The organism is Microcoleus sp. D2_18a_D3, assembly GCF_036702455.1.
Taxonomy (GTDB): domain Bacteria; phylum Cyanobacteriota; class Cyanobacteriia; order Cyanobacteriales; family Microcoleaceae; genus Microcoleus.
Window position 1 is genome coordinate 1 of sequence record NZ_JAUBTK010000038.1, and the last position, 24773, is coordinate 24773.

General features: G+C 46.2%; 25 protein-coding genes. 14 read left to right on the top strand and 11 right to left on the bottom strand.

The window, feature by feature from the left end; all coding sequences use genetic code 11:
• Positions 1-342 precede the first annotated feature (342 nt).
• Positions 343-969 carry a hypothetical protein gene (locus QUB06_RS18050; RefSeq protein ID WP_333436440.1) on the top strand — a complete coding sequence of 209 codons (627 nt, stop codon included), beginning with the start codon at positions 343-345 and terminating at the stop codon, positions 967-969.
• On the opposite strand, the gene cobS is transcribed toward QUB06_RS18050, so the two are convergent.
• Positions 966-1763: an adenosylcobinamide-GDP ribazoletransferase gene (gene cobS, locus QUB06_RS18055; protein ID WP_333436441.1), complete on the bottom strand. Its 798-nt coding sequence runs from the start codon at positions 1761-1763 to the stop codon at positions 966-968. The two genes, QUB06_RS18050 and cobS, sit on opposite strands and share 4 nt — an antisense overlap.
• 259 nt (positions 1764-2022) lie before the next feature.
• On the opposite strand from cobS, the gene QUB06_RS18060 reads away from it, so the two are divergent.
• From QUB06_RS18060 to QUB06_RS18070, 3 genes are all read left to right on the top strand, one after another.
• Positions 2023-2472, top strand: coding sequence for a hypothetical protein (locus tag QUB06_RS18060; protein ID WP_333085519.1), 450 nt, complete (start codon positions 2023-2025; stop codon positions 2470-2472).
• Positions 2473-2697: 225 nt separating this feature from the next.
• A complete protein-coding gene (gene tgt / locus QUB06_RS18065; RefSeq protein ID WP_333095096.1) occupies positions 2698-3828 on the top strand; it encodes a tRNA guanosine(34) transglycosylase Tgt in 1131 nt (376 codons plus the stop codon).
• A 60-nt stretch (positions 3829-3888) separates the two neighbouring features.
• Positions 3889-4026: a photosystem II reaction center protein K gene (locus tag QUB06_RS18070; protein ID WP_006634808.1), complete on the top strand. Its 138-nt coding sequence runs from the start codon at positions 3889-3891 to the stop codon at positions 4024-4026.
• A 185-nt stretch (positions 4027-4211) separates the two neighbouring features.
• Here the strand turns inward: QUB06_RS18070 and QUB06_RS18075 are convergent, their stop codons facing one another.
• The gene (locus tag QUB06_RS18075) at positions 4212-4766 is read right to left on the bottom strand and encodes a glutathione S-transferase family protein (protein WP_333436484.1); all 555 of its coding nucleotides are present in this window, start codon (positions 4764-4766) and stop codon (positions 4212-4214) included.
• Positions 4767-4963: 197 nt separating this feature from the next.
• On the bottom strand, positions 4964-5545 hold the full coding sequence (locus tag QUB06_RS18080; protein WP_333436442.1) for a manganese efflux pump MntP family protein: 582 nt from the start codon (positions 5543-5545) through the stop codon (positions 4964-4966).
• Between the two features lie 197 nt (positions 5546-5742).
• On the opposite strand from QUB06_RS18080, the gene QUB06_RS18085 reads away from it, so the two are divergent.
• Positions 5743-6339 carry a cytochrome b/b6 domain-containing protein gene (locus tag QUB06_RS18085; RefSeq protein WP_333436443.1) on the top strand — a complete coding sequence of 199 codons (597 nt, stop codon included), beginning with the start codon at positions 5743-5745 and terminating at the stop codon, positions 6337-6339.
• Between the two features lie 175 nt (positions 6340-6514).
• Here the strand turns inward: QUB06_RS18085 and QUB06_RS18090 are convergent, their stop codons facing one another.
• The 6 genes from QUB06_RS18090 to QUB06_RS18115 form a co-directional block, all read right to left on the bottom strand.
• Positions 6515-6979 (bottom strand): transposase, encoded by a 465-nt coding sequence (locus QUB06_RS18090; protein ID WP_333436444.1) that lies wholly within the window; start codon positions 6977-6979, stop codon positions 6515-6517.
• A 10-nt stretch (positions 6980-6989) separates the two neighbouring features.
• Complete coding sequence (locus QUB06_RS18095) at positions 6990-7574, bottom strand: helix-turn-helix domain-containing protein (protein ID WP_333436445.1); 585 nt, start codon at positions 7572-7574, stop codon at positions 6990-6992.
• 208 nt (positions 7575-7782) lie between these two features.
• Positions 7783-10191 carry a cache domain-containing protein gene (locus tag QUB06_RS18100; protein ID WP_333436446.1) on the bottom strand — a complete coding sequence of 803 codons (2409 nt, stop codon included), beginning with the start codon at positions 10189-10191 and terminating at the stop codon, positions 7783-7785.
• A gap of 696 nt (positions 10192-10887) precedes the next feature.
• A complete protein-coding gene (locus QUB06_RS18105) occupies positions 10888-11352 on the bottom strand; it encodes a hypothetical protein (protein WP_333436447.1) in 465 nt (154 codons plus the stop codon).
• Positions 11353-11668: 316 nt separating this feature from the next.
• The gene (locus QUB06_RS18110; protein ID WP_333436448.1) at positions 11669-12229 is read right to left on the bottom strand and encodes a sugar O-acetyltransferase; all 561 of its coding nucleotides are present in this window, start codon (positions 12227-12229) and stop codon (positions 11669-11671) included.
• 153 nt (positions 12230-12382) lie between these two features.
• Positions 12383-13057, bottom strand: a complete 675-nt coding sequence (locus QUB06_RS18115) for an MBL fold metallo-hydrolase (RefSeq protein WP_333436449.1) — start codon at positions 13055-13057, stop codon at positions 12383-12385.
• A gap of 33 nt (positions 13058-13090) precedes the next feature.
• Between QUB06_RS18115 and QUB06_RS18120 the strand changes: the two genes are divergently transcribed.
• From QUB06_RS18120 to QUB06_RS18140, 5 genes are all read left to right on the top strand, one after another.
• Entirely contained in the window at positions 13091-14563 is a 1473-nt protein-coding gene (locus QUB06_RS18120) for a site-2 protease family protein (RefSeq protein ID WP_333436450.1), read from the top strand.
• Positions 14548-14748 carry a hypothetical protein gene (locus QUB06_RS18125; RefSeq protein WP_333436451.1) on the top strand — a complete coding sequence of 67 codons (201 nt, stop codon included), beginning with the start codon at positions 14548-14550 and terminating at the stop codon, positions 14746-14748. Before QUB06_RS18120 ends, QUB06_RS18125 begins: the two co-directional genes overlap by 16 nt.
• Positions 14749-14906: 158 nt before the next feature.
• Positions 14907-15506 (top strand): hypothetical protein, encoded by a 600-nt coding sequence (locus tag QUB06_RS18130; protein WP_333436452.1) that lies wholly within the window; start codon positions 14907-14909, stop codon positions 15504-15506.
• 240 nt (positions 15507-15746) lie between these two features.
• A complete protein-coding gene (locus QUB06_RS18135) occupies positions 15747-16808 on the top strand; it encodes a DUF6745 domain-containing protein (RefSeq protein WP_333436453.1) in 1062 nt (353 codons plus the stop codon).
• Between the two features lie 70 nt (positions 16809-16878).
• Entirely contained in the window at positions 16879-17991 is a 1113-nt protein-coding gene (locus QUB06_RS18140; protein WP_333436454.1) for a glycosyltransferase, read from the top strand.
• Between the two features lie 179 nt (positions 17992-18170).
• On the opposite strand, the gene QUB06_RS18145 is transcribed toward QUB06_RS18140, so the two are convergent.
• Positions 18171-18959 carry an FkbM family methyltransferase gene (locus QUB06_RS18145; protein ID WP_333436455.1) on the bottom strand — a complete coding sequence of 263 codons (789 nt, stop codon included), beginning with the start codon at positions 18957-18959 and terminating at the stop codon, positions 18171-18173.
• A 135-nt stretch (positions 18960-19094) separates the two neighbouring features.
• Between QUB06_RS18145 and sat the strand changes: the two genes are divergently transcribed.
• Positions 19095-20276 carry a sulfate adenylyltransferase gene (sat, locus tag QUB06_RS18150; RefSeq protein ID WP_333436456.1) on the top strand — a complete coding sequence of 394 codons (1182 nt, stop codon included), beginning with the start codon at positions 19095-19097 and terminating at the stop codon, positions 20274-20276.
• Between the two features lie 207 nt (positions 20277-20483).
• Positions 20484-22655: a caspase family protein gene (locus QUB06_RS18155; protein ID WP_333436457.1), complete on the top strand. Its 2172-nt coding sequence runs from the start codon at positions 20484-20486 to the stop codon at positions 22653-22655.
• A 253-nt stretch (positions 22656-22908) separates the two neighbouring features.
• On the opposite strand, the gene QUB06_RS18160 is transcribed toward QUB06_RS18155, so the two are convergent.
• Complete coding sequence (locus tag QUB06_RS18160; RefSeq protein ID WP_333436458.1) at positions 22909-24186, bottom strand: valine--pyruvate transaminase; 1278 nt, start codon at positions 24184-24186, stop codon at positions 22909-22911.
• Positions 24187-24202: 16 nt separating this feature from the next.
• On the opposite strand from QUB06_RS18160, the gene QUB06_RS18165 reads away from it, so the two are divergent.
• A complete protein-coding gene (locus tag QUB06_RS18165; RefSeq protein ID WP_333436459.1) occupies positions 24203-24364 on the top strand; it encodes a hypothetical protein in 162 nt (53 codons plus the stop codon).
• A gap of 88 nt (positions 24365-24452) precedes the next feature.
• Complete coding sequence (locus tag QUB06_RS18170; RefSeq protein WP_333436460.1) at positions 24453-24602, top strand: hypothetical protein; 150 nt, start codon at positions 24453-24455, stop codon at positions 24600-24602.
• Positions 24603-24773: the final 171 nt, after the last annotated feature.

Below are 24773 nucleotides of genomic sequence, written 5' to 3' on the forward strand. Positions count from 1 at the left end.
AATCTTACACACGCTCAGCGCCGTCAGGAGCCAAAGTCTTTTGATGTAAGGGTTTGAGGCTTTTTCAGCAAGCCCTAATTAAATTTTGTAGATAGTGGTTTCTATGACTTGCATATTTAGCCCTTCATACTGTAAATCAGCAAGGCCAGTTTTTGTTGGGTAGAGTTTCGATTCGCAATGTACTCGAAAAACTGGACAACCCGACCAATAATCCGTCACTCAACTCGATGACTTATTTCCCTTGCAACACCGTACCGTTCGAGGAGAATTGTAGCTGCGATTAATATCATTTACAGTAATTAATAGCGAAACAAAACCTATAATGGTCAACTATAAAAAATTATGCCATACAGTCAATTTACTACGATCGCCAAAGCGAAACAAGCCTTCGATCTCACAGTCCAAGAAGGAGCTCGCTTTATACCGCCGCTAAACCCGATCGCACCCTCAGACATTCTCAGCGGTACTCTCAATGATAGCCTCCCCATCGTCGCTACATCGGGAAGTGAAAAAGCGCGATCGGAAGGAATCATCTATCCCGTACTGCTGGAAGTGAGGCGGATTCTCGATCGCCAAATTAGCCTTTTTTCCGGCGAAGACTTCACCATCGACGAAGCTGTCGGACTGAATGGAGTGTTTGATTTTCTACTGACGCGATCGTCCGAAGTCCTAGAAATTGAAGCCCCCGCCGTTGTAATTGTCGAAGCTAAAAAGACCGACCTCAAAAGCGGATTGGGTCAGTGTATTGCGGAAATGGTGGCCGCTCAACGCTTCAATCAAGCCAAAGAAAAAAACATCCCCATCATCTATGGGAGCGTGAGTAATGGCATTCAATGGCAATTTATCAAACTCGAAAACCAAACTGTGACGATCGACTTATCCGTCTATCCTCTGCCCCCAGTCGAGCAAATCCTCAGCTTTTTCGTTTGGATGATGCAGAATGATGCCGTTAACTCAGAAACAATTTAACCTTCCAATGCTGCCAAAAGACACAGCAACAAAGCCTCCGTCCACTCGACTACAGCACCGTAAGTATCGCCCGTGTGGCCGCCCAAACGGTGGTTAAACCAGGCTCCGGCAAAAATTCCGATCGCACTTCCCCCCAAAGCCATCCCCACCGCCAACAGCCACCGATCGCCCTCCAATACAACTTGCACCACGCTCAAACTCAGCAGCAACAGCACTCCTGGGATAAAATCAAAAGGAGAATAAATCGATTCCTTGTGAAAAGCTCCCTTACCCTCGGCCCGCAGATATGGATAGCGGGCGATCGCCACCAGTTGGGCCCACCTTCCCCAACCCGCGACGCCCATCAAAGCCAGCCACCGATAGTTATTCAAGTCCGAGAGAGCGGCAGTTTTCAGCAGCACGATCGCGATCGCAGCCATCGCCCCAAATGCCCCTGTAACGCTGTCCCGCATGACTTCCAGCCGGCGTACCGGGTCGGGTACAGCCAGCCCGTCCGCCGCGTCCATTGCCCCGTCTAGGTGCAGCCCGCCAGTCACCGCGATGCCCAAAACTACCACCAAGGCCGATCGAGTCAGAGCAGGCATTCCCAACAACTGCAACCCAACATCCCCCAGTCCCAGCATCCCCCCAATCAAAAGCCCGATCGCCGGTGCCAAGCGGGCAATGCCCCGAAACTCCAAAGTCCAAGACACCGGTACCGGCAAACAAGTATAAAAAGCGACTGCGGCTGCTATGGCAGCGCCTTGATTCCGGAAAAAGTCGATCGTAGAGCGAACCAATTTATCATCCACCATAAGATAGAAAGTTTTTCATCAGGTATGCAGTTGTCAATCGATTAGTGTGTGCCAGAATTGGACTGTAACACCCTAGTTTTTTGGATCGAGCATTCCTCCTGTCGCCCGCTCTTTTCCCCGGAAAACCTCTGTCGGCAGCGATCCCAAAGCTCCCTATCTAAAATGACTAAACTCAAGATCCGCGTTTCCATTCCCAAAAATTCTAGCTAACTCCCTGATTTTCAAGACGGGAAAATACTACAACAGAGGCTTTTACTCCATGAGTCACGATCAATTGAATAACAGGGTAGTTGCTCCTTGCATCATCGATACAGGGATCGTCGTCAACAAACGCGATATCAAAAGATTGCTGTTTGATTTAGGACGTGTCCGCTACCTTCACATACAAGATGGCCAGATTTATAGCGAAGGGGAAGGTTATGTGCTCGAAGTCTTCGCCAACCCCCACCGTTCTACCCTGATTGCCAACCATGCGCTTTATTTGAACGTGTATAGTTTTGATTACCTGGAACTGAAACAGTCCCCTGAAGATGGTGCTTATTTTGACCTGATTCAAGATGGACGGCAGTTGCGGTTAATTCCCCTCTCCAATCCTTTGCAAGAGCAATTCGCCCGGAATTTAAATGCTGCGGCTTTGGATGCGGTTGTCGATCAGGTACTCTCAGGCAACTGGGATCTACAATTGGACGACGATGATTCCCCGTTTTAATCGTCAGTCAGTCGATTTTAGATTTTAGATTTTAGATTTTAGATTTACTTGCAGCATTGAATCTGGGAGTTAGAACTAAGGTCTAAAATTTTTGGCCCTCCACGACGCTTGTCGGAAACTTGTATCCGTTTTTGGGCGGGGTCATGAGTTTTTTGTCGCGATGTCAACAACAATAGATTAGATAACACAGACGGCCGAGTAGCGGTTAACGAGCATCGGGGACTAATGACTCAGGACAGGGCGAAATTTTCTTTTAAATGTCAGGCTAATTGCAGCCATACCCAAGCGCGTGCAGGGGTTTTTGCCACTCCCCACGGTGTGGTGGAAACGCCTAAATTTATGCCAGTGGGGACGCTAGCGAATGTCAAAACTTTGACCCCGGCACATCTTGAGGCGGCGGGTTCTCAAATGGTTTTGGCAAATACTTATCACTTGCATTTGCAGCCGGGGGAAGCGATTGTCGCAGGCGCGGGCGGATTGCACAAATTTATGGCTTGGCCGGGCCCGATGCTGACGGATTCGGGCGGCTTTCAGGTGTTTAGCTTGAGCCAAATGCGGAAGATTACTGATGATGGGGTGACTTTTCGCTCTCCCCGCGATGGCCGCATGATTAATTTGACGCCGGAACGATCGATCGAAATTCAGAATGAGTTGGGCGCTGATGTGATTATGGCCTTTGACGAGTGTCCCCCTTACCCCGCTACGCGGGAAGAGGTGGAGGCTGCCACAAATCGCACTTACCGCTGGCTGCAACGCTGCATTCAAGCTCACTCGCGCCCGGATCAAGCTTTGTTTGGAATCGTCCAGGGGGGTGTTTTCCCCGATTTGCGATCGCGCGCGGCGAACCAGTTGGTAGATTTGGATTTACCAGGCTACGCCATCGGCGGCGTTAGTGTGGGGGAATCGGGGGATTTGATCGCAGAGATTGTGAAGGTGACTGCGCCTCTGTTGCCGGCAAATAAACCGCGTTATTTGATGGGGATTGGGACTTATCGGGAAATGGCGCTGGCGGTGGCGAGTGGCGTAGATATGTTTGACTGCGTGATTCCGACTCGGCTGGCCCGCCACGGGACGGCTTTTGTGGGTGGGGAACGCTGGAGTTTGAAAAATGCTCGGTTCCGGGAGGATTTTGCTCCGCTGGATGAGTCTTGTCCTTGTTATACCTGCCAAAAATTCAGTCGGGCTTATTTGGCCCATTTGGCGCGGGCTAACGAAGTGCTGGGGTATACTTTGCTGGCGCTTCACAATGTGACGGAGTTGATTCGCTTTACGGGGAGGATGCGGGAGGCGATTTTGGCCGATCGATTTACTGAAGAGTTTGCCTACTGGCTTGCACCGAGAGTCGATCGATCGTGATTGCCTTGGGTAAAGATATGCGACAATTATGAAAATTGTGTTGGATAGGTAGGTTGATTCATGGAAGCTGCATTACTCTTAGCAAAACTGCCCGAAGCTTATTCGATTTTTGAGCCTTTGGTTAATGTTTTGCCGGTCATTCCCGTATTTTTCTTGCTGCTGGCTTTTGTTTGGCAGGCGGCTGTCGGATTTAGATAAGTTTGATTTTAATAAAAGCAGGGGCAATTCCAGAATTGCCCCTGCTTTTAGATGTTAAGTTTTATTCCTCGGCCCTCTGACTCCTGACTCCTGACTCCTGACTCCTGACTCCTGACTCCTGACTCCTGACTCACCCTCAATAATTCATCCGTGTATCCGTGTCAAAATCCGTGTAGTGCCTTCCTTCAGCTACCGCCGATCGCACTTTTGAAAGCCGGTCTTTCTGTGATCCGCTTGATATAATCTACAACGGCCGGATAAGCACTGAGGTCTAGTTTTAGCATCATGGGAATGTAGGCTAAAATGGATCCGACTGCTGCGTCGGCGACACCGAATTCATCGCCCATTAAAAACGGCTGTTTCTCGAAGATTTCATTTAACGGTTTTAACAACTTGGGAGTTTCCCGATCGCGAGTTGCTTCTGTAAATATTCCCGGCCCCAGGGTGGCGTTAGCAAACGTGACCCACTGCACGATTTGAGCTTGCTGCTCCAAAGTCGCGGGCATTTTACCATGTTTTTGAGCTAAATACAGCAGAATTGCGCCGGATTCCCAAAGTTTAAAATCTCCGTCAACAATTGCCGGTACTTTGCCGATCGGGTTAATTTCGAGATACTCTGGCTGCAAGTGCGCCCCTGCTTGCATATCCAGGGTGACAAATTCGTAGGGAACCGCTATTTCTTCTAGATACCACTTGACAATTGAGGCCCTGCTGCGGGCTCCGCCGTAAAGTTTCAGCACGAAATTTTTATCCTTTAACACAGTATTGCTGTTATAGCATTTTTGGGTCAGTTGTCAGTTGTCAGTTGTCAGTTGTCAGGAAAGCAGTTGTCAGTTGTCATTTGGGAAAATTCCCAATTATCTTTTTGCCAATTACCTTTTTCCCAATTACCCATTCCATTACCAATGACTACTGACTAATGACTGCTGACTAATGACTAATGACTAATGACTAATGGCACTTCTGTCAAGTGCATAAACAAGATTCTGCTGCCAATGAAAATCAAAATTGCTCCACCCAGTATCTCAATTTTATTTGCAAACAAGTTGCCGCACTTGTGCCCGATAAACACGCCTGCAAAGGCTAAAAAGAAAGTAATAAATCCGATCGCAGTCACCGCAAGAGCAATAGAATCTTTCAGAACAGCAAATCCGATGCCAACTGCGAGGGCATCGATACTCGTCGCCACCGAAAGCGTTATCAAAGTCCCCGTATCTAAGGGATTGAACTTTTTCTCGCATTCTTCGCCTTGCAGCGATTCGTAAATCATTCTCCCGCCAATGAAACTCAACAGCCCAAAAGCTATCCAATGGTCGATCGGTGTTATCAAAAAACTAAAACTAAGACCGATGAGCCATCCTATTACGGGCATTAAAGCTTGAAAACCTCCGAAAAATAAGGCAATTTTTAAAGCTTTATTGACCTTCATGTGTTTGATTGCTAAACCGCTTGAAACAGCGACAGCAAAAGCATCTGCTGCTAGTCCCAAGGAAAGTAAGATGGTAGTGGCTGTATCCATTTTTGTAAAGTGTTAGGTGTTATAAATAAAGTGTTCCTCTTGACTGTTTTAGTTTACACTTAATTTTGATATTATTGCGTTTTTATCATAATATTTTCATTTTTCTTTCAGATTTATTTCACAATTGGCGAGGGTTGAAAAAATTTGCGCTTAGCTGTATTATGTAAAAGATTATTTATCAACTAGCAGAATTAACGATGCCATCTAGATTGTACCAGCCACTGCTGCTCAGGTTACTGCACGGGGTTAACGCTGCGATCGCCCTTTTAGCAATTTTGAGCGCCTTTCTGGTTTACAACACCTACGATGGGCGGTTTGGCAAAGTCCCCGTGCCTCAGATTGCAGATATTATCGGGATTCACGGCACTTTTGGCAAGATGTTGCTGTTAGGAATAATGCCGGCTTTTGCATTGTACAGTTTCCACGCAGGTCAAAAACGCTTGGTGCAGCCGGATTCTTTTGGGAAACTAACGCAGTTGGGAAAACCGATTTGGTGGTACAGTTTGCACCGGATTGTGAATACGTTGATGTTGCTGGCACTGACTTGGGCGATCGCTTCTGGCAGTATGGTTAAGGAAGAATGGCTGCCGGCTGGGGAATTGACGCGGGTTTGGTATTATTTACACGCTTCTGGTTGGGTGGTATTGGTGTTTTGTCTGGCAATGCACTTGTTGATGAGTGCGAAGGTGGGGGGTTTGCCCCTAATTTTGTCGATGTTTGATGCCGCGTATCGCCCGGAGGATTCGCCGGCTGCTTGGTGGAAGAAAATTCGCTCTTTGGTCGATCGCTCTTAATGTGAAAATGCTTAATGTGAAAATGCTTAATGTGAAAATGCTTAATGTGAAAATTAACAGAAATATTTTATTAATTGTTGCGGAAGTCTTGGTAATGGGAGGTTGGTTGTTTGCTGTGGTTGCACCTTTATTATTTCCCTAATCCTATCATAGCAATTTGGGTTATACCAATTTACTATGAAGTTGCACTTAATATAGCTTCAAGGATATAGTCCCAACCACAGAGGGATAAAACTTCTTCATTCGTGAGAGATTTGATAATTGTATTTACCTGTTCTTTGAGTTTATCTAAACTCGAATAATTTTCCCACTTGAGGTCTTTTTTTGTAGGCTCCCACAATCTTTCAATCGGATTTAATTCAGGACTATAGGCAGGTAAATATATTGGCATTACATGGTCAGCCCAGTCTAATAATAGAGCTTTATGGAAGCTACCATTATCCATGATAATTAGATTGAAAGTCTCTGAGTATTTTTGACCAAATCCATTTAAAAACTCTTGAAAACAGTTGTAATTTAGCTGAGAAAATTCTTGATAATATTGTTCGCCTGTTGCTGGCTCTACGACTCCATAAATATAAAAGTTTCCTCGTTTCCATTGCTTTTTGCCAATGGGTTTTACCCCCTTTAATGTAATCATTCTGCCCTGCTCACGTAATCAATCCAAATCTACTCTCGTCCTGACACCATATCCTTACAGGCTTGGAGTTTCCGAAATATTTAATCATTACTTTGATGAGCTCACATAGTTTTTTTTTGAAGCTTGCCTGCACCTCTTCGTTCGCTTTGTTACTTTGGGGTCTTGGGACTTTCAGGTCAGCTTTCAATTTATAATGTACTAGGTCATGTACCACTTTATAACTCACTTTAATTCCGCATTCTTTTTCTAGCCAGAGCTGTAATTTGCCATAACTTGTTTCTCCCTGGGGTTCTTGCAGTTTTTTGATTAATTTTTCTCTCACGGAGGGTGGAATATGTGGAGTCTTTCCGGGAGCTTTTTTTATGCTAAGTAATTCATTAATTCCACCTTGTTTGTAAGCTCTTAACCAACGATATATTGTTGATTCGTCTCGTTTCAACATCGTGGCTAATTCTGCTCTTTTTTGGATTTTTTTGGTGGCCAGCCAGTATAATACCAGTAATTTTTCTTTATTTACGGCGATCGCACTCCGTTCGAGTCGATGCTCTAGTTCCTCAACCGTTTCCTGGATTTGTACCTGAAGTTTGTTCGCCATATTGGATTTCCTCTACTTTTACCCTATATTTTAGTGTACCTTCATAGCAATTTGGGTTAACAAAACAAATGAGCGTTAGGTTTGTAGTGAGGACTTCAGCCCTCTGTTTTATGGCTAAAGTCGTCAGTACAAACCGAAATTAAGCTTTTCGCGCAGCTTGCTAGCTAGATTTGCGACGGGTTTCCCTGGCGGCAAAATGCGATAGATATCAAACGATCGGCAATTTTACCATAAACTCAGCACCGCCCCCAGTTTGAGATTTAATTTGAGGTTGAACCGGAGATTCAACTGTCAGGCGGCCGCCGTGCAATTCTACAATAATTTTATAGCAAACCGACAACTCCAACCCTGTTAAATTTTTAAAGGATTTAGTAGGGCCCAACTCCTCAAATATTCGGTGTTGAATTTCCGGCGGAATTATTGAGCCATTGTGGGCGATCGCTACAACAATAAATCTGCCTTTATATTCCTCGACAATATCGGTCTTTATCTTAATAATTTGAGCGGAATTTTCAATATTTTTAACTGCATCTATAGCATGGATGATCAGACTTGCGAATACCTGGCTCAGTTGACCGGGATAACAAAAAATTGGCGGCAGGTTGTGGTACTCCTTGACTACTAATATTTTTTGCTCCAGTCTGTGAGCCAGCAACAGCAAAATATTGTCGATGCTCTCATTAACGTTGGCGGTTTCTTTGTTGGCTTCGTCAGCAAGTGAAAATTTTCGCAAAGCCAGGACTATCTGGCGAATGCCATCGGCTCCTATTTTCAAAAAATTGAGGATTTGCGGCAACTCTTCGCTGATAAAATCTAGGTCGCAGGCCTCTATTTCTTTGGCAATTCGCGGCACAGGTTCGGGATAGTGTTCGCGATAGAGGCGAATTATATTGAGCAAATCTTTGAGATAATCGTTAACGTGAATCAGGCGGCCGTAAATAAAGTTAATTGGGTTATTAATTTCCTGGGCAACTTCGGCGGTTAGTTGACCGATTATTGTCATTTTTTCGCTTTGTACTAAAAGCTCTTCGGTGATTCTGAGTTGGGCTAATACTTCTTCCAAAAGTTGGATTTCTTCTTGAATTTGCCTGTGGAGTTGGGATTGGGAAATTGCGATCGCCAGCGAGTCTGCAATTGCTTCCAAAACTTCCACCTCGTCGGGAGTCGCAAACCGGCGCTTTGCACAGGCGAACAGATATCCAAGCCGATGATTCTGAGTTAGTACGGGTACTGCTGCGTAGTGACGATTTGTGAGTTCGATATGGGCGTGTTCCTCAGACTCTGTGGCATCAGGGGCGGCGGTTTTATGTAGCAGTATGGTTTCGCAGCGGTGAAGCCGTGCAGCTAAATCTCCAGAGGGCCCTCCTGGAACACCAAAGATTCCCAAGCGCCCCGGCAAACCTCCCCGGCAATATTCCCAGCCAAATTCTAAAGTATCTTGTCGGGGGTCGTACCATGCGAAAATTGCTCGATCGAGCTTCAGTAAAGTACCGAGTTCGTCTACTGTAGTTTGGAGGATGCGATCGAGGCCCAAGCCAGCGCGAATGCGGCCGGTCAAGCGGTGGAGAAGGGCTTCTGTGCGACTGCGAATGCCATTTAGGACAAACAGCTTGAGCGCCACCATTGTTGCGAAAATAGCTGCGGCGGCAAGTACGCCGGCGGCTACTGCTAGTATCTTGAAAGGAAGGAGTTCTTTTTCGAGATTGTCGCGGGGAATTACGAGGGCGATCGACCATTCAGCTTGTTCTAAAGGAAGATAGGCAACATAAACTCTGGCGTCGTTGATTTGAGTCAGCACAATGCCCGTTTTTTGATAAACCATCTCCCGCGCTACATTCGCCAAATTAGCATCTGCGGACTCTAAAAGACTCGGAGCCGGCTTGTGGATATTTCCGATTAATTGAGCGTCGGGATGGACAATCGGCACTCCTTGAGAATTGAGAACAAAAGCGTAAGTTCCTGCCCCATATTCCAGCTTTCCTACTACTTCGGCAATTCGAGCCATGCTAATGACGCCGTTCATTACTCCGATCGGCTTTTCGGTTGTTTTATCAAGAGAATTTACCGAACTTGACCACACTGGAGCCGAAATGGGAACAATCCTTCTTGGTTTTTTGAGCGTGCGAGAAATGGTAGGATCTGAAACATAGACTTCCCCAGCCATTGCCTTTTTGAAGTGTTGGCGGTCGCTAACATTAATCAAGGATCTGCCCACTTTTGTGGTGAAATAAGAACCGTCGGGATCAATTAATGCCAAGTGCTGGAATTCTTGCAGTCGATTTACTTCCGATTTTAAATAAGGCTGTGCCACTGACCAATTCATCGAACGAACGGGAGGAGTGTGGGCGAGGATTTCGATCTCAGCCTTTCTAGTGCCGAGCCAGCGATCGATCTTGTTGGCGCGCTCCCTAACTTCTAACAAAGCATTTCGCTCTAAATTGGTGATAATCAAGCGGCGAACGCTTTGATAGCTGATACAACCCGTAATGCTAGCTGCCAGAATTGTTCCCCCCAAAATTAAGAGCGCAGTTTGGTACCCAAGATGGTATTCGCCCTTTAATCCCGCTGGCAATAGTTGAGTTAATTTCCACCACTTTACTCTCGCAAAGCTTCGCATGGTTTGACCAATTTGTGAGATTGAAATCCTTAGCTCACCTACTATCTACTCGCCCGCCTGCCAGTCGTCTTAAACTACTAGCATTCAATAATTGCGGGGATTTTTTAATTTTTTCCCGCCGAGCGGCTCCTATCGTTTCCGGTTGCACCGAAATGATATAAAGGACACGGCAGTGCCGTTTCCCTACCCAGATTAATTGTAGGGACACGGCACTGCCGTGTCCTGGCGGTGGGTAATATTAATTCCGATGCTACCCGACTTGATATCACTTTGTTAAACAGGAATCATATCATACCACATTTTTGACAAATTAAAAAATTTCATCAACTACTTAATTCTTTTTTACAGTCGTTAATAATTTATGTTATTTAGGTGAGGTGAGCAGTAGACATTTTAGGTTGAGATGTTTGGTGTTTGTCTTAATCAATAGTCCAGACTGTTTTTAGTTCCTAGTCTGAAACCCTTGAGTTTCGGTTGGTATTTCGAGTACGCAATCGCATTGAAACCGTTATTCTACGGTTGGTAATCAAAAACTGTCCGCAGTATTGCTTAATAACGAAATATTAAAAGTTTTTCGTTCATTATTAATGAAGGAAAAACTTGTTAAATCTTTAATTTACATCTCAACAATCAAAACTATTTTCCGTGCATCCGCTGGCTGAGGCACTGCTAAATTGCCCCAGTTGCGGGATTTGTTTAAAGAACCTTGTGGGTGTGTTCGTGCTGTTTCACATTGTCTTCAGTGCGAATGATGCGCTCGGAGTTGAGCACCCTTTTGCGTTCTAAGGAATAAGTAAAGTCGTTGCGAACTGTTCCCAAGGGAATGTGAAGTTGAGCTTGGGGGCGGATTTTGTAAGTGCGGGCAGCGGCGATCGCCCGAAAGGCAAATTCTTCGCTAAACTGAGCTGATGTCGGGAATTCTGGCAACATTTTGGGTGTTTCGCCGTCGAGCACTGCTCCCAAAGTCGTCCCGCAAACCATTAAATAAGATGTGGGAATTCCCTTCACAATTGCTTCTAAAGCTGCTGAGGGAATAGCTTCGATTACTTGCACTTCAAAAACTTCGCCTTCTTCTTTGATGAAGCAGGTAGCTACACCGACTGCTATGTAGTCGTCGATGCCGAGATCAGGAGCGTTGGGATAAACTGTTGCAGTCGTCATAAGAAAAGCTTGGTAGTGTGGAAACCGGGAACGAGAAATTATATCATTTCCGGTAACACCGGAATGATGTTGACTGTTGACTGTTCACTGTTGACTGTTGACTGTTCACTGTCAACCGTCAACCGTCAACTCGAATTTACTATTCCGATGCTAACGGATTTGATATTAAGCGATTTTAGATTTTAGATTTTAGATTTATTGCACGGTTTTTTTCGGGGATTTTACGTGGAAAATCTCAAACTGGCTGTTCTAATACCTAAAATTGTTGAGTTAAGCTCCAAGGAGCCGATCGCACGATTGTGTCGATCGTACCACATCAAGGTAGATGCCGGATGATTCGGCAAGGATTCCCCGCCGCCACGACGTTTGCGGGAATATCTTTGACAACAACACTGCCTGCGCCGATCGTGCTATTGTCGCCAATAGTGACTCCTGGACAAATAATACTGCCGCCGCCAATCCAAACATTATTGCCAATATTAATTTCAGCGGCGAGTTCTAGGCCAGAAAGCCTCATTTCCGGGTCTGTGGGGTGAAGAGCGGTGTAAATTTGTACGTTGGGGCCACACAGCAAATTCTCGCCAATGTTAACTCGATTGCAGTCGAGAATCACGCAGCCAAAATTCATATACAATCCGTTTCCCGCATAAATATTACTGCCGTAGTCGCAGTAGAAAGGTGGCTCGATTTCAACTTTTGGGCCAACTGCACCGAACCATTCTGCGAGAATTTCTAACCGTTTGTCTGGTTCGTCTTCGCGGGTAGAATTGTAGGTTCTGGCGAGGCGGCGGGCTCGCTGGCGATCTAAAATTAATTGCTCATCGGCAGCTAAATACAATTCGCCGGCGAGCATTTTTTGTTTTTCGGTTTTTTCCACAGTTTTTTCCACGGTAAGAATCGGCGGTTGAAACCGCTACTTCACCAAAGAACTTCCTTTCTAAGAGACTGAAGAATAATGTAGGGTGCGTAAGGGCGCACCTTACCGCTATAATTAGCGCGTCAGATCGTTTTTTGATGTTGTAGCATACATTTAGGGTTCAGGTTTTGACTGCAAACAAACAGCTAAATCCAGATTGGCTAATTTCTCAAAAGCTCGATCGATCGATCCTTTTCCCCGCAAAAAACCAGTATTTGCACCGGGACAAATATACTGTAAAGTTTCCGGCGAAAATTGATCGATAATTGACTTGACGCTGTTAATTTGCCTAGGCCAGTGAAAAGTTTTTGCCGTCAACAGCGGTACTGGGGCGGCTTCTCGGTTGGGGAGCAAGTGCCTACCCGAAAACAGCACCCCACCGCTGCCACTATGATAAAGGCAAGAGGAACCAGGAGAATGGCCAGGAGTCCAAAATGCTTTGATTCGATCGCTCACCACAAATTCTCGCTCAAAAACCGTCACCTTCAAACCCGGCAGTAAATAAGCTTCCTGCTCTTGAATCAGGATCTCGCACCCCGTGGCTTCCTGAATCTCCCGCGCCTGGGCGATAGCGCCACGGTGGGTGAGAAACAGCAGTCGCACGCCGCCGTGTTCCCGCAAAAATGTTTGGTTAATCTCATCCCAAGCGGGACAATCCACCAGGATGTTAGTTTGGTTTTCTACAATGAAATAGGCTGTTGCACCCAGGGTATCCCGGTTAGGGGGGAAAGCCAGGATATTGTCGAGCACGGGCCTGGGTTGTTTGGAGACTGAACTCTGTTGTTTCAAGGAAGTATTTCAGAAGGGAATGGGATAAATATTATGTTCTTTTTACTATGGTTGTTCGTATTGGGGCTGATATCGTACTTCTTGTTGCAAAACGGCACCAGCCGCATCACCAGGACTCCGATATGGCTGCTGTGGCTGGTAATGATGGCGCCCGCGCTGATTTGGAGTGGTTGGATGTTAGTTTACGGCACCAGCAAAACTGTACCGCCGGAGTTGGTAATTATACCTTTTCTGGTTTGCCCTTTTTTGTATTGGTTTTTGGTACAGTTGGGGCGCAAGAAAATTACTGCCGAAACGGCAGAGCAGGTAGCAGACTCTGCGACTGAACCTGTAAAGCCAAAACCGCCCGTGCGCCCGATCAATCAAGAAGAAGAAGCGAGTTTGCGCGATTGTTTTCCTTGGTCAATTTACTTTTTGCGAGATTTGGAATTTCGGCCGCAAGCTGTAATTTGTCGCGGACAGTTGCGGACGAACCCGGAGGCGGCTTATCAGGCGATTCGGGAGAATGTGGAGAGGCTTTTTGGCGATCGCTTTTTAGTAGTATTTCAAAACAGCTTGAGCGGTCAACCTTTTTTTGCTATAGTTCCCAATCCCAGCCACCAATCAGGGGAAACTCCTGTCAAAACCGAATCTGTAACCCGGCCATTTTTCGCATTAGCTTTGCTGCTAATCACGGTGTTTACGACTACGCTTGTCGGGGCGCGACTTGCCGGAGTTACTGAACAAGCTTTGCAGTCCAACCCATCAATGTTGTTGCAGGGTTTGGCTTACTCGCTGGCTTTAATTACATTTTTGGGAATTCACGAATCCGGCCACTATTTAGCTGCCCGATTTTACCAAATTCGCACGACTTTGCCTTATTTTATTCCGATTCCTTTTTTCTTGGGAACTTTTGGCGCCTTCATTCAAATACGGAGTCCAATTCCCAACCGCCGAGCTTTATTTGATGTTAGTATTGCCGGGCCCCTGGCGGGTTTAGTTGCGGCAGTGCCATTATTAATTTGGGGTTTGGATCATTCGACAATTGTACCGCTGTCAGACAAGTCGGGAATGTTAAATTTTGACTCTTTCAAACCCAATTTTTCGCTGCTGATGAGTCTCTTGAGCAAGTTAACCTTGGGTGGTGCTTTCAATGCGGAAACTGCGATCGATTTGCATCCGGTAGCGGTGGCGGGTTATTTGGGTTTGATCGTGACGGCGTTTAATTTGATGCCGGTGGGACAACTCGACGGCGGGCACATTGTACACGCGATGTTCGGCCAGCGAGCGAGTATGGCGATCGGGCAAGTTGCTAGACTTTGTATGCTGCTGCTTTCTTTTTTGGAACAGGGTTTGCTGCTGTGGGCGATTATTTTGTTTTTCACGCCGCTAAACGACGAACCGGCGTTGAATGATGTCAGTGAATTGGATAATCGGCGGGATTTTTTGGGGTTGCTGGCGATCGGGCTTTTGTTAATGATTTTGTTGCCGGCGCCCAGGGTACTCCTTGAGTGGTTAAATGTTTAGAGGGAAGTTCGGCAACGGATTTTGTAACGAATGTAACGGATAGAAGAAAGAAGAAACAACAAAGAGGGCAGAAAAAAGACGGTAGAAGGATTGAGCGATCGGGCGATAGAAAGAAGAGGGAAGAAGGCAGAAAAGAGAGGTTTACCAATTCTGCAAGGGTTGCTATATTAGGACTTACGCGGTGAGAAACCGGGTTTCTTCCTAGAGACTTCGCTACCAAACCAAGATTTTTCGCAGAAACCAGGTTTCTTTGGTGGAAGTTTTTCTACAATCCTATTTAGGATTTCTCAACTCGCTTTCTATCTCGAAGTAATCTTTATTTTCACCTAGGTATTAGAGAAATATGCCTTACAAATCCTTTACTTTCCAACAATTAAATGAGCTGTTTGGATTGGATCTATCACTCAGTCCTATTTTGAGTGCCAAGGTTGTTCCTGTAGAACCCTCCGAATGGCTTTGGAGAACCATCGAAATTAGTTCTAATACTGCTGTTACAACTGCCAAAGAACGTTCCGAACGGATTATTTCACCAATCATGTTAGATTTGAGAGAAAGAAACAACAGACAATTTTCTCTTTTTTCGGGTTGGTCATTTGATGTAGATTCTGAGCTGGGATTGAATGGGGAATGCGACTTTCTATTGTCTTCCGTGCCGTTGGATTTTGAAATTAAAGTGCCTATTTTTGCATTGAGAGAAACGAAAAGCGGAGAAATAGAATCTTGTCTGCCCCAGTGTGCAGCACAAATGGTAGCGGCTCAGCTATTTAACGAACGCCAACACAATTCCATACCCGCAGTATATGGCTGCGTAACTACTGGCGTTGTCTGGCGGTTTCTTAAATTAGAAGGAAATAATTTAATTATTGATGTTGATGTTTATTGTCTCGATAATGTTCCTATGATTTTAGGTGTTTTGCAAAGAATCCTTAATTTATACCAATAATTTGACGCCTCTAATAAAAGAGGTGGGTAGGGAAAATTACGTGTTATTACAAACTTAATGATATTTTTTTACCAGAGGCGAGAGCGAAAAAAATTGAGCGGAAATCAAATAATATCAAATCCGTTGGCATCGGAATGATTCATCTGTCTCTTCCGTTTCTCTGTATTCTCTGCGCCCTCTGCGGTTTAATCATTCCAATACAACCGGAATTCATTTAATATATCTGTACCAATAATCGCAATGACTCCAGAACAAACAGCGCTAATTCCGATTTATCGCCAGAAGTGGCGACAAATTGGACTTTCGATAAAACCGATCGATCGCCCGCAAGCGACAGCGGCCATCAACACCGCCTACAACATCATCCGCTGTCGTGAACCGGAAATTATTTTCTGTGACAGCCCTTACATAGCTTTGCAAGCAGTTGAAGCGCTAAGGATACGCGATTCGGGTCTGGGAATGGCCAGCGAAATCCGAAACAAAATTCATAATGAATTGTACGATATATTAAGAAGTCAACTCGGCAGGGAATTAGAAAATAAGATTTACAGCCAACTCTATAATCCGCTGTACGCTCAACTGATGAATCAACTGCACCTTCATGTTAAAGACGAAGTTTACGTCAAATTAGCAAGGAAGTTGGGGGGGAGATTTCAGAAATTCCTGATAGATCAGGCTTATCATAATAACAGCATAGTTTCCGAACTGTCAGCCTGTCACGGAAGTTGGGTGGATTTTTGTATTGGTGTGTTAAATTTGGAGTACGATCGCCCTTTATACTCAGCCTTTAAATCTTTAGTGGAAAACTGCGGCTGGATTTACCCGTTTGAGAAAATGTGCTTTGTGTGCGATCGCCCGATCCAACTTCATTTTGATAGCGAATATTTGCTCCACGCAGAAGGTCAACCAGCGGTTGAATTTGCTGACAAGTTCAGTGTATACTCTTATCGCGGCGTCCGACTGCCGGAAATAATTGGTCAAGTTCCGTCGCAGTCTTGGCAAGCTTCATGGCTGTTAACAGAACAGAATGCCGAAGTGCGGCGAGTTTTGATTCAGGCGATCGGCTATCCGAGAATTTGTCAAGAATTGCAAGCAACTGAATTGGATATTTGGCAAGAATATACTTTGTTGAAAATTGAGAATCATATTGACATAGAGCCAATTTATTTGTTAAAAATGACTTGCCCCAGTACGGGACACCTTCATGCCTTGCGAGTGCCGCCAAAAGTGCGATCTGCTAAAGAAGCGATTAGCTGGGTAAATTGGGGAACTAATCCAGGAGATTTTGCAGTGCAAACGTGAACCTATCTACTCTACTATTTTATTGATTAGTACAATAGCTCGGATAATCTACTCAAATAAGGAACTAGCTATGAATATTTTTGTACTTTCTTCACGGGCTTTAGTCTCAAATGTATCCTGGGACCCAGTTTATGAATTAGAAAATATTGTTGTACGAACCTGCAACGCACAACTTTTGGTACCATCGGCCCGCGATGTAATCCAGTGGTCATCCACACTTTATCCGCTAGCTAATCGAATAGTCCGTAAAGTTGTTAAGTCTACTACAGGTTTATATAATTTACCACTTTTACCTCAATTGTCGGACAAACCCAATGTTTTACTGATGATTGGTATATCAGGAGCCGATCTGGAACTACTCTCCAGTATACCTAAGTGGAGGGAGCGTTTTGATGTTGTCATCGCTTATATTTTCGATTCTTGGGCACCGGAAATTTATTCAAAAAATGTCTATCATTTAGATCATTTATTCGTGGCACTTCCAGAAATTATAGATGAGCTGAAAAAACGTTTTGGTATACCAGTATCGCTGATCCCTTTTGCTGCTGATGTTCTAGATCAGGGTTCGTGTCAACTCAAGCGTTCAATTGATTTAACAAGCTTCGGGCGGATACCTTCACAGTATGACACTGTGTTTTTAAATAAATTCAATCAACCTGGTTCCGAACAAATTTACTTTAAATCTACGCCCAGAACGGGAGAGGAATTTCCGAAATTGCCTTACGAAATGCGTAAAGACGAGCCAGATACTCTGCTGCTATTTCACATTCTCAGACATAGCAAACTCACCTTGGCATTTGACACTCTCTATCCTGGTATGCGCCGGTTTCCTTACTCGTTTATTACACTGCGTTGGTTTTATGGTACTGCGACTGGCGGTGCGGTAGTTGGGAAGCGTCCAACTACACCTCTAATGGATGAGTTGATGAATTGGGAAGATGCTACTATTGAGTTGCCCGATGACCCGCAAAAAAGTGTTGAATTCATTAATGAACTTTTACAGGACGAGGTGAGGCTTAATTCTATATACAAACGCAACTATGTTGAGAGTTTAGCCCGTCACGATTGGAGGCATCGGATTCAAAGTATGCTGGAAGCCGTGAAAATTCCTCTACCGCAGGGACTGCTGGAAGAATTGTCACAGATGAAGATGATTCATGAAAAAATGGTCAGCCGATTTTAGATTTGGGATTTGGGATTTGGGATTGGAGAATTACTCCCATCCTGAGTCTGCGAAGGAATCAATCCAGGGAACCCGGCACTAAATTGCTTGATTGCCCTGCCAGAGCTGATTGTAGAGAAATAAAAGTGATAGATTTGAATGGGATTCCGCTCGACTTTCCCGTCGATGTATTCAGCGCGCTAATTGGCAACACTTTGTTCGGGCTTTCCAGCGGAACTGAGTAGAGATGACTTAGTTTTTTCTATTGTTAGAAGCAACTTAATCATTTGAAAACCCAGCCAGTCTTTATAGGGAATTCTACATCGATTCGTATTAATAAATAAGAAGTCACAGGTATCCATGTCAGGGAACAGGTATGAAAAGGGGATGCAGATAAAACCCAATCTTTTTAACCTGTTGGTAATTTTGTTAACTTCCTCAGTGCTAATAGAACCTGGCATAAAATCGTGAAACTCTATAGTTATCTGCTTAACATTGCAGAGCGTGGCATCGCTAGTTGAGTTAAAGACGGCTTCTTCAGCACCTTCAATATCTATCTTCAACAAATCAACTAACTCGATGCTCTGGTTGTTCAGAAAAGTTTCTAAAGTGATACCATCCACTGATATCTCTCCCAGAAGGCCGTAGACACTAGCAGCTTCCTGACTAATACTGTTACATTCTCGATTGTCTGAAGTATATATTTTTAATGGCTCATTTCGGTCTGATATAGCATAATTAAAATTTTTAACTAAGCCATTATCGGGGAGTTGAGAATACACAGAAGGAACTGCTTCTATGGCGTAACACCTACAATTGAATTCGCGAGTTATCGCTTCGCTAAATTGACCTACATTGGCGCCTAAATCGATCACTAAAGACTCAGAGTCTAGGATTTTAGAATAAATAGTATGAGTTTTGAGATTGCTCAATCCTGAATGCTTTTGCCAGAAATCGATAGATTTGACTAATAAATTATAAAGTTTCATGATTGGCGGAATAAATTATGGTTAATACCAACATTAAAAACCATGTGTGCCGACTTACTGAATAAAATTAATTAATTGTAACAATACTTTGGTAAGATGTACTCTGGCAGCTAAAACCCACAACTTCAAATCGACATGAGCCAGCATTCAGACCGCATTGCCCCTCACGGCGGCACCCTGGTCAACCGCATTGCCACACTAGACCAAAGACAAGAATTTTTCGACAAAGCAGAAGTCTTGCCGCGAGTCCAGCTTTCGGATCGATCGATCTCCGACCTGCAAATGATCGCCATCGGCGCCCTGAGTCCCCTCAAAGGGTTCATGAACGAAGCTGATTATCGATCGGTCGTTAAACAAATGCGCCTCTCCAACGGCCTCCCTTGGTCGGTTCCCATCACCCTCTCGGTAACAGAAGAAGTCGCCGCCCCCCTGAAAGCAGGAACTTTAGTGCGCCTCGACTCGCCGGCGGGCAAATTTGTCGGGCTCTTGGAACTTGCAGAAAAATATCACTACAGTAAAGAAGAAGAAGCCCTCAACGTCTACCGCACCGACGACCTCAAACACCCGGGCGTCCAGGTAGTAGACAAATCAGGCCCCGTTAACCTCGCAGGCGACATTTGGCTGCTGGAACGCGGACTAGACCCCCGGTTTCCCCAATACCAAATTGACCCGGCGAAATCGAGAATGCTGTTCACAGAAAAAGGATGGAAAACCATAGTTGGTTTCCAAACCCGAAACCCCATTCACCGCGCACACGAATACATCCAAAAATGCGCCTTAGAAACAGTAGACGGCTTGTTTCTGCACCCGCTAGTCGGGACGACTAAGGATGACGACATCGCCGCTGACGTGCGGATGCGCTGCTACGAAATTCTGCTAGAAAAATACTATCCAAAAGATCGCGTAATTTTGGCAATTAATCCGGCGGCAATGCGCTACGCCGGGCCGCGAGAAGCAATTTTTCATGCTTTAATCCGCAAAAACTACGGCTGCACTCACTTTATCGTGGGGCGCGATCATGCTGGAGTTGGCGATTATTACGGCACTTACGATGCCCAACATATTTTTGATGAATTTGAGCCGGGAGAATTGGGAATTGTGCCGATGAAATTCGAGCACGCTTTCTATTGCACGCTGACGGAACAAATGGCTACAACTAAAACAAGTCCCAGCACTCCCGAACAACGGGTGCATTTGTCTGGAACCAAAGTTCGGGAAATGCTGCGCGCTGGAAAGTTGCCGCCGCCGCAGTTTTCCCGGCCGGAAGTCGCCGCAGAATTAGCCAAGGCCATGAATATTTTCAATTACGAGATTTAAATCTTGAACTTGGGTGTGGGCGACATTCTGCAGAGTTTTGAATTTTGAGTTTTGAGTTTTAAATGGGAAATTTTAAACTTAAAGCTCAAAAGTTAAAACTTAAAAACTCCCTTAATTCTAAACAGTCACAATCAAATTAATTCCCCTAAAATTAGTGAGGGGAATTTAACTTAAAATTCAACGCTTAAAATTCAAAGCTATTTAAAAATGGGACTCAAGCGGCGGGAATTTTTGCAGCAAGCTGGCCGGGTGCTGGCCGCCATCGGCATCAGCGAGGCTTTGTGGCTGCCGTTGGGCGATCGCTACCTCCAAGCCTTAGCCCAGCCGACAGCCAGGAAATTGGCTTTGTTGGTTGGCGTTGACAAATATCCAGACTCGCCCCTGCACGGCTGCGTCACGGATGTGGAAATGCAGCGGGAACTGCTGATATATCGGTTTGGGTTTGTGCCCTCGGACATTTTGACTTTGACTGACGCTCAAGCTACCAGGGAAAATATCGAGACGGCTTTTGTAACTCACTTGGGCGAACAAGCAAAACCCGGTGACGTGGTAGTTTTTCACTTTAGCGGCTGCGGTAGCCGAGTCAGTTTGGCCGAGTCTCCTGGAAAAATGCAAAACAGTTTGGTGCCGGCGGATGATGTTTTGCCGTTGTTAGCAAACCGGGCGGTGAACGATATTTTAGAGGAAACGGTGTTGCTGTTGGTGCGATCGCTCGCGACAGAAAATGCGATCGCCATCCTCGACACCAGCTACACCTATCCGGGTTTCCCCAAAAACGGCAACTTTCGCATTCGCTCCCGCCCCCGCCCCACGATCGGCGAGCCTGGTCTCGCAGAATTAACGTTTGCCCAAGACCTCCGCTCCCGCCCCAATCTCCGTCCTGCGGCCACCGTACTGGCCGCGGGCGCGAATTCCGCACTCGCCGCCGAACAAGAGTGGAACGGATTTACCGCAGGTTTGTTTACCTACGCCCTCACCCAAACTTTGTGGTGGGCAACTCCCGCTAGCAGTTTCAGCGTCAGTTTCGGCCGCGCGGCGGGTACAGTCGAGCAAATCGCGGGGTTATCCCAGCAACCGCAAATTCTCAATCACAATTTAACAACCGCGCCGGCGGTGAATTTTTCAAATTTAATCTTGAATTCCCCTGCATCTGACGGCGCTGTGACGGCGGTGGAAGAGGGGGGCAAAACTGTGCAGTTGTGGCTGGGCGGGTTGTCGCCCTCGGTTTTGGAGTGCTCCGGGGGTTCTGTGTTTGCTGTGGATTCTTCGGAGGGCGCGAGGCTTTTGCTGCGGGGACACACGGGCCTTTCTGCTAAAGCCCAAGTTTTAGATGGGTTCGATCGAACAAACGGCCAATTAAGAGTCGGCGAACTGGTGAGGGAAGAAATTCGGGTATTGCCGCGAAACATCGGTTTGACAGTAGCTTTGGACTCGGGTTTGGAACGCATCGAGCGGGTGGACGCTACCAGCGCCTTTGCGACTGTGCCGCAAGTTTCGGCGGTGGGGAGTGAGCAATTGGCTGACTGTCGGTTCGGCAGAGTCCCGGAAACGACTTTAGCCGAAACAGTCTCGCCTCACGAGCCTGGTGTGATACAAAGCCGTTACGGTTTGTTTTCTGTGGCTCAAATGCTGATTCCCGATACTCAGGGCGACGGGGGAGAAGCAGTCAAGGTGGCGGTGCAGCGCTTGACTCCGCACTTGAAAGCGCTGCAGGCTGGGAAGTTGCTGCGGCTGACAGTCAATGAGGGGTCTTCGCGCCTGAAGGTGCGGGCGATTCTGGCAACTACCGCACCGCAAGCGCGGGCTGTGGCGCAGCGAGAGCCGGTGCGGGCCGGCGGTGATTATCGGCTGGAACCGCTGAGCGGGGAAAGTGAGAAATCCGCCAGCGCTCATATACTAAGTTTAACAGAAGGCAGCCGAGTTCGGTACAGATTGTATAACGACAGCGATCGCCCGGTTTACTTTGCGGTGTTTTGCTCGGACAGCGCGGGACGGCTGTCTGTGCTCGGCGCTGAGGGCAAAGACGCTGTGGGGGGAATGTCGCGGGCGATCGCTCCTGGGGAGAATTTGACCGTGCCGGGGGCTGGGGGGAGCGGGTGGGCGGTATCTGGACCGATCGGACTTGCGGAAATTATGATTATATTTAGTGAGACTACCTTTGATCGAACTCTGGCTGCAATAGAAGCCGAAATGCAGCAAACGAGGGATGCCCTGCCAATTCGAGTGTTGTTGAATCCTTTAAATGTGGCGCGGGCGGTGCTCGAAGATTTGCACGCGGCTAGCATTCCGGGGGTGCAGAAAGTGGGAATCTCGACGGATGATTGGGCTTTGGATGTGAATGTTTGGGCAACTCTGAGTTTTGTTTATCGAGTAGTTTAATTGAAAAATGGGGACTTTGGAATGTTTTCTATAACTTATAATCCGAATCTATCCGAGTAAGAAATCGATAAGCTGTCGCGCATTTAAATTGCCTGTTAGAGGCGGGCGGGACGCCCAACCCACAAGAGTTTGATTGTTTTTTTACAGACCATTTAAATGCAGAACATCTTATTACTCCGGCTACGATCAGCACGAGTCGCTCAGGAACCGCGTACCCGAAGTATTGGGAATGTTAACAGTCAACTGTCAACTGTCAACTGTCAACTGACTGATAAAGCTTTTCTACCATTTGAGCCAAGCGTTTCATGGCAGTTTCAATCTCATCATTTGTTGCAGTCAAACTAATGCGTAAACACTCATGTTTGTGCTGCCAATCTTCCCGCAAACCAGGGAAGAAAGAACTTCCCGGCACGACAATTACGCCAACTTTCTTCAATTCTTGATACAGTTCCCAATCAGTCATTGGCAAATCTTTCAGCCACAACCATGCGAAAATTGCTCCTTCGCCCCGGTGCAAAAACCACGGCAAATCCTTCGGCATTGCTTGTTCGAGGGTGGTTTCTACGATCGCAAATTTGCTTTGATAGTACGGCCGAATTACGTTGATGGAAATATCGGCAAGAGCGCCGGACGTAATGGCACGAGTGGCGATCGCCTGTCCGTATCTCGGCGAATGAATGCACATATTGGTCTGAAAACATTCTAATACTTGAATGAGTTTTTCATCGCCGATCGCAATTCCGATTCTTTCACCCGGTAATCCGGCTTTCGACAAACTCATACAGTGCACGATATTGCCGCCAAAAATTGGCGTCATTTCGGTAAAGTTCAAAGCCGGGAAGGGAGGGCCGTAGGCGGAATCCACGAACACCGGCGCGTCGAAAGCGGCCGCTAAATCGGCAATTTTCTTAACTTCGTCGTCGGTGAGAACGTTGCCGGTGGGGTTGCAGGGACGGGAAAAAATGACGCAACCGGTGGTTTGGTCGATCGACAGTTGGCTGAAATCCGGGCGATATTTGAACCTGTGGGCGGCTGCATCAATATCGAGGGTGGGTTTGCAGGCGACTACCGCTTCGGGAATCAAGCTAACGCCGCCGTAACCCGTGTAGTCTGGGCTCAGCGGTAAAACAATATTTTTAAGCTGTTTGCTGGTAGTGTAGCCGCCGAAAGCGTTGGCTGCGTAGAAGTAAATCGATTGACTTCCGGGAGTAATTAAGATATTGCGATCGGTCAAATTCAATCCGTAACGCTGGTTGAAATCCGCCAAAACCGCATTGATAAACGGCTGATAACCTTGACTGGAACCGTAGCGACAAACCACCTCGCCGTATTCTGGGCTAGCCAAAAGTTCCGCAGTGCAGTCGCGCCACAACTGCTCGACTTCCGGCAAAATCACCGGATTTCCGGCGCTCAAATTGATAAACTCCTGCCCGCTGCCGGCTCTGAGTGTTTCAATAATATCTTTCATAATTGCCCGAACTCCCGTGAGGTGGGACATCTGAGCGCCAAATTGAGTCAGGGCAGGGTTCATAGCAAATGCAGCGACAATGATAGAAGTTTACAGTTTATCTATAATAACTCCAGTCGCAGGCGTTAGCGTAGCTTTGCTGGGGCATGGGTTGTCGATCGAGCCTCTGATTAATTCAATAAACTCGATCGCACAGCGTTTTGTTTCTTCCCCTGTACGCGCGCCGGATCATAAGATTTAGGGCATTTGTGGAGCCGGAGCGATCGATCGAACAGTGTTTTTTTGCCTAAAAATTAGCGGACGGAACAGCAATCTCTAATTCAAGAGTTGTGGTAAGATTTCACGCCGTCGCGCCTGATGAATTGCCGATACTTGACAACAACCATTGGGAGAATCTAAAATTAGCCGTAGAACCCGATCGCAACAGAATTTTATGGGCTCCTGTTACTGCTATAATTACAGGTTTAATCCAGCCTTAAGAATCAGATTTGTTGCTAGCTCATTTTCTTGATTCGCGGTTTGCTGACAGCGGTGCATTTTATTATCAATCCGACTAAAGCCAAGATAGGTCGTAAGGTCCCCCTTTGAGTGGCATTACATAACAAACACGTAAATTCCCACCCCAATTAACTGCCGTAAAATTCAACACA

Coding starts and splice junctions, on each gene's coding strand:
- QUB06_RS18120 (WP_333436450.1), top strand. CDS start 13,091: ATGTTCTTTTTACTATGGTTGTTCGTATTGGGGCTGATATCGTACTTC.
- QUB06_RS18145 (WP_333436455.1), bottom strand. CDS start 18,959: ATGAAACTTTATAATTTATTAGTCAAATCTATCGATTTCTGGCAAAAG.
- tgt (WP_333095096.1), top strand. CDS start 2,698: ATGACTCAGGACAGGGCGAAATTTTCTTTTAAATGTCAGGCTAATTGC.
- QUB06_RS18165 (WP_333436459.1), top strand. CDS start 24,203: ATGATAGAAGTTTACAGTTTATCTATAATAACTCCAGTCGCAGGCGTT.
- cobS (WP_333436441.1), bottom strand. CDS start 1,763: ATGGTGGATGATAAATTGGTTCGCTCTACGATCGACTTTTTCCGGAAT.
- QUB06_RS18060 (WP_333085519.1), top strand. CDS start 2,023: ATGAGTCACGATCAATTGAATAACAGGGTAGTTGCTCCTTGCATCATC.
- QUB06_RS18140 (WP_333436454.1), top strand. CDS start 16,879: ATGAATATTTTTGTACTTTCTTCACGGGCTTTAGTCTCAAATGTATCC.
- QUB06_RS18135 (WP_333436453.1), top strand. CDS start 15,747: ATGACTCCAGAACAAACAGCGCTAATTCCGATTTATCGCCAGAAGTGG.
- QUB06_RS18155 (WP_333436457.1), top strand. CDS start 20,484: ATGGGACTCAAGCGGCGGGAATTTTTGCAGCAAGCTGGCCGGGTGCTG.
- QUB06_RS18100 (WP_333436446.1), bottom strand. CDS start 10,191: ATGCGAAGCTTTGCGAGAGTAAAGTGGTGGAAATTAACTCAACTATTG.
- QUB06_RS18130 (WP_333436452.1), top strand. CDS start 14,907: ATGCCTTACAAATCCTTTACTTTCCAACAATTAAATGAGCTGTTTGGA.
- QUB06_RS18085 (WP_333436443.1), top strand. CDS start 5,743: ATGCCATCTAGATTGTACCAGCCACTGCTGCTCAGGTTACTGCACGGG.
- QUB06_RS18080 (WP_333436442.1), bottom strand. CDS start 5,545: ATGGATACAGCCACTACCATCTTACTTTCCTTGGGACTAGCAGCAGAT.
- QUB06_RS18160 (WP_333436458.1), bottom strand. CDS start 24,186: ATGAACCCTGCCCTGACTCAATTTGGCGCTCAGATGTCCCACCTCACG.
- QUB06_RS18050 (WP_333436440.1), top strand. CDS start 343: ATGCCATACAGTCAATTTACTACGATCGCCAAAGCGAAACAAGCCTTC.
- sat (WP_333436456.1), top strand. CDS start 19,095: ATGAGCCAGCATTCAGACCGCATTGCCCCTCACGGCGGCACCCTGGTC.
- QUB06_RS18095 (WP_333436445.1), bottom strand. CDS start 7,574: ATGGCGAACAAACTTCAGGTACAAATCCAGGAAACGGTTGAGGAACTA.
- QUB06_RS18090 (WP_333436444.1), bottom strand. CDS start 6,979: ATGATTACATTAAAGGGGGTAAAACCCATTGGCAAAAAGCAATGGAAA.
- QUB06_RS18070 (WP_006634808.1), top strand. CDS start 3,889: ATGGAAGCTGCATTACTCTTAGCAAAACTGCCCGAAGCTTATTCGATT.
- QUB06_RS18105 (WP_333436447.1), bottom strand. CDS start 11,352: ATGACGACTGCAACAGTTTATCCCAACGCTCCTGATCTCGGCATCGAC.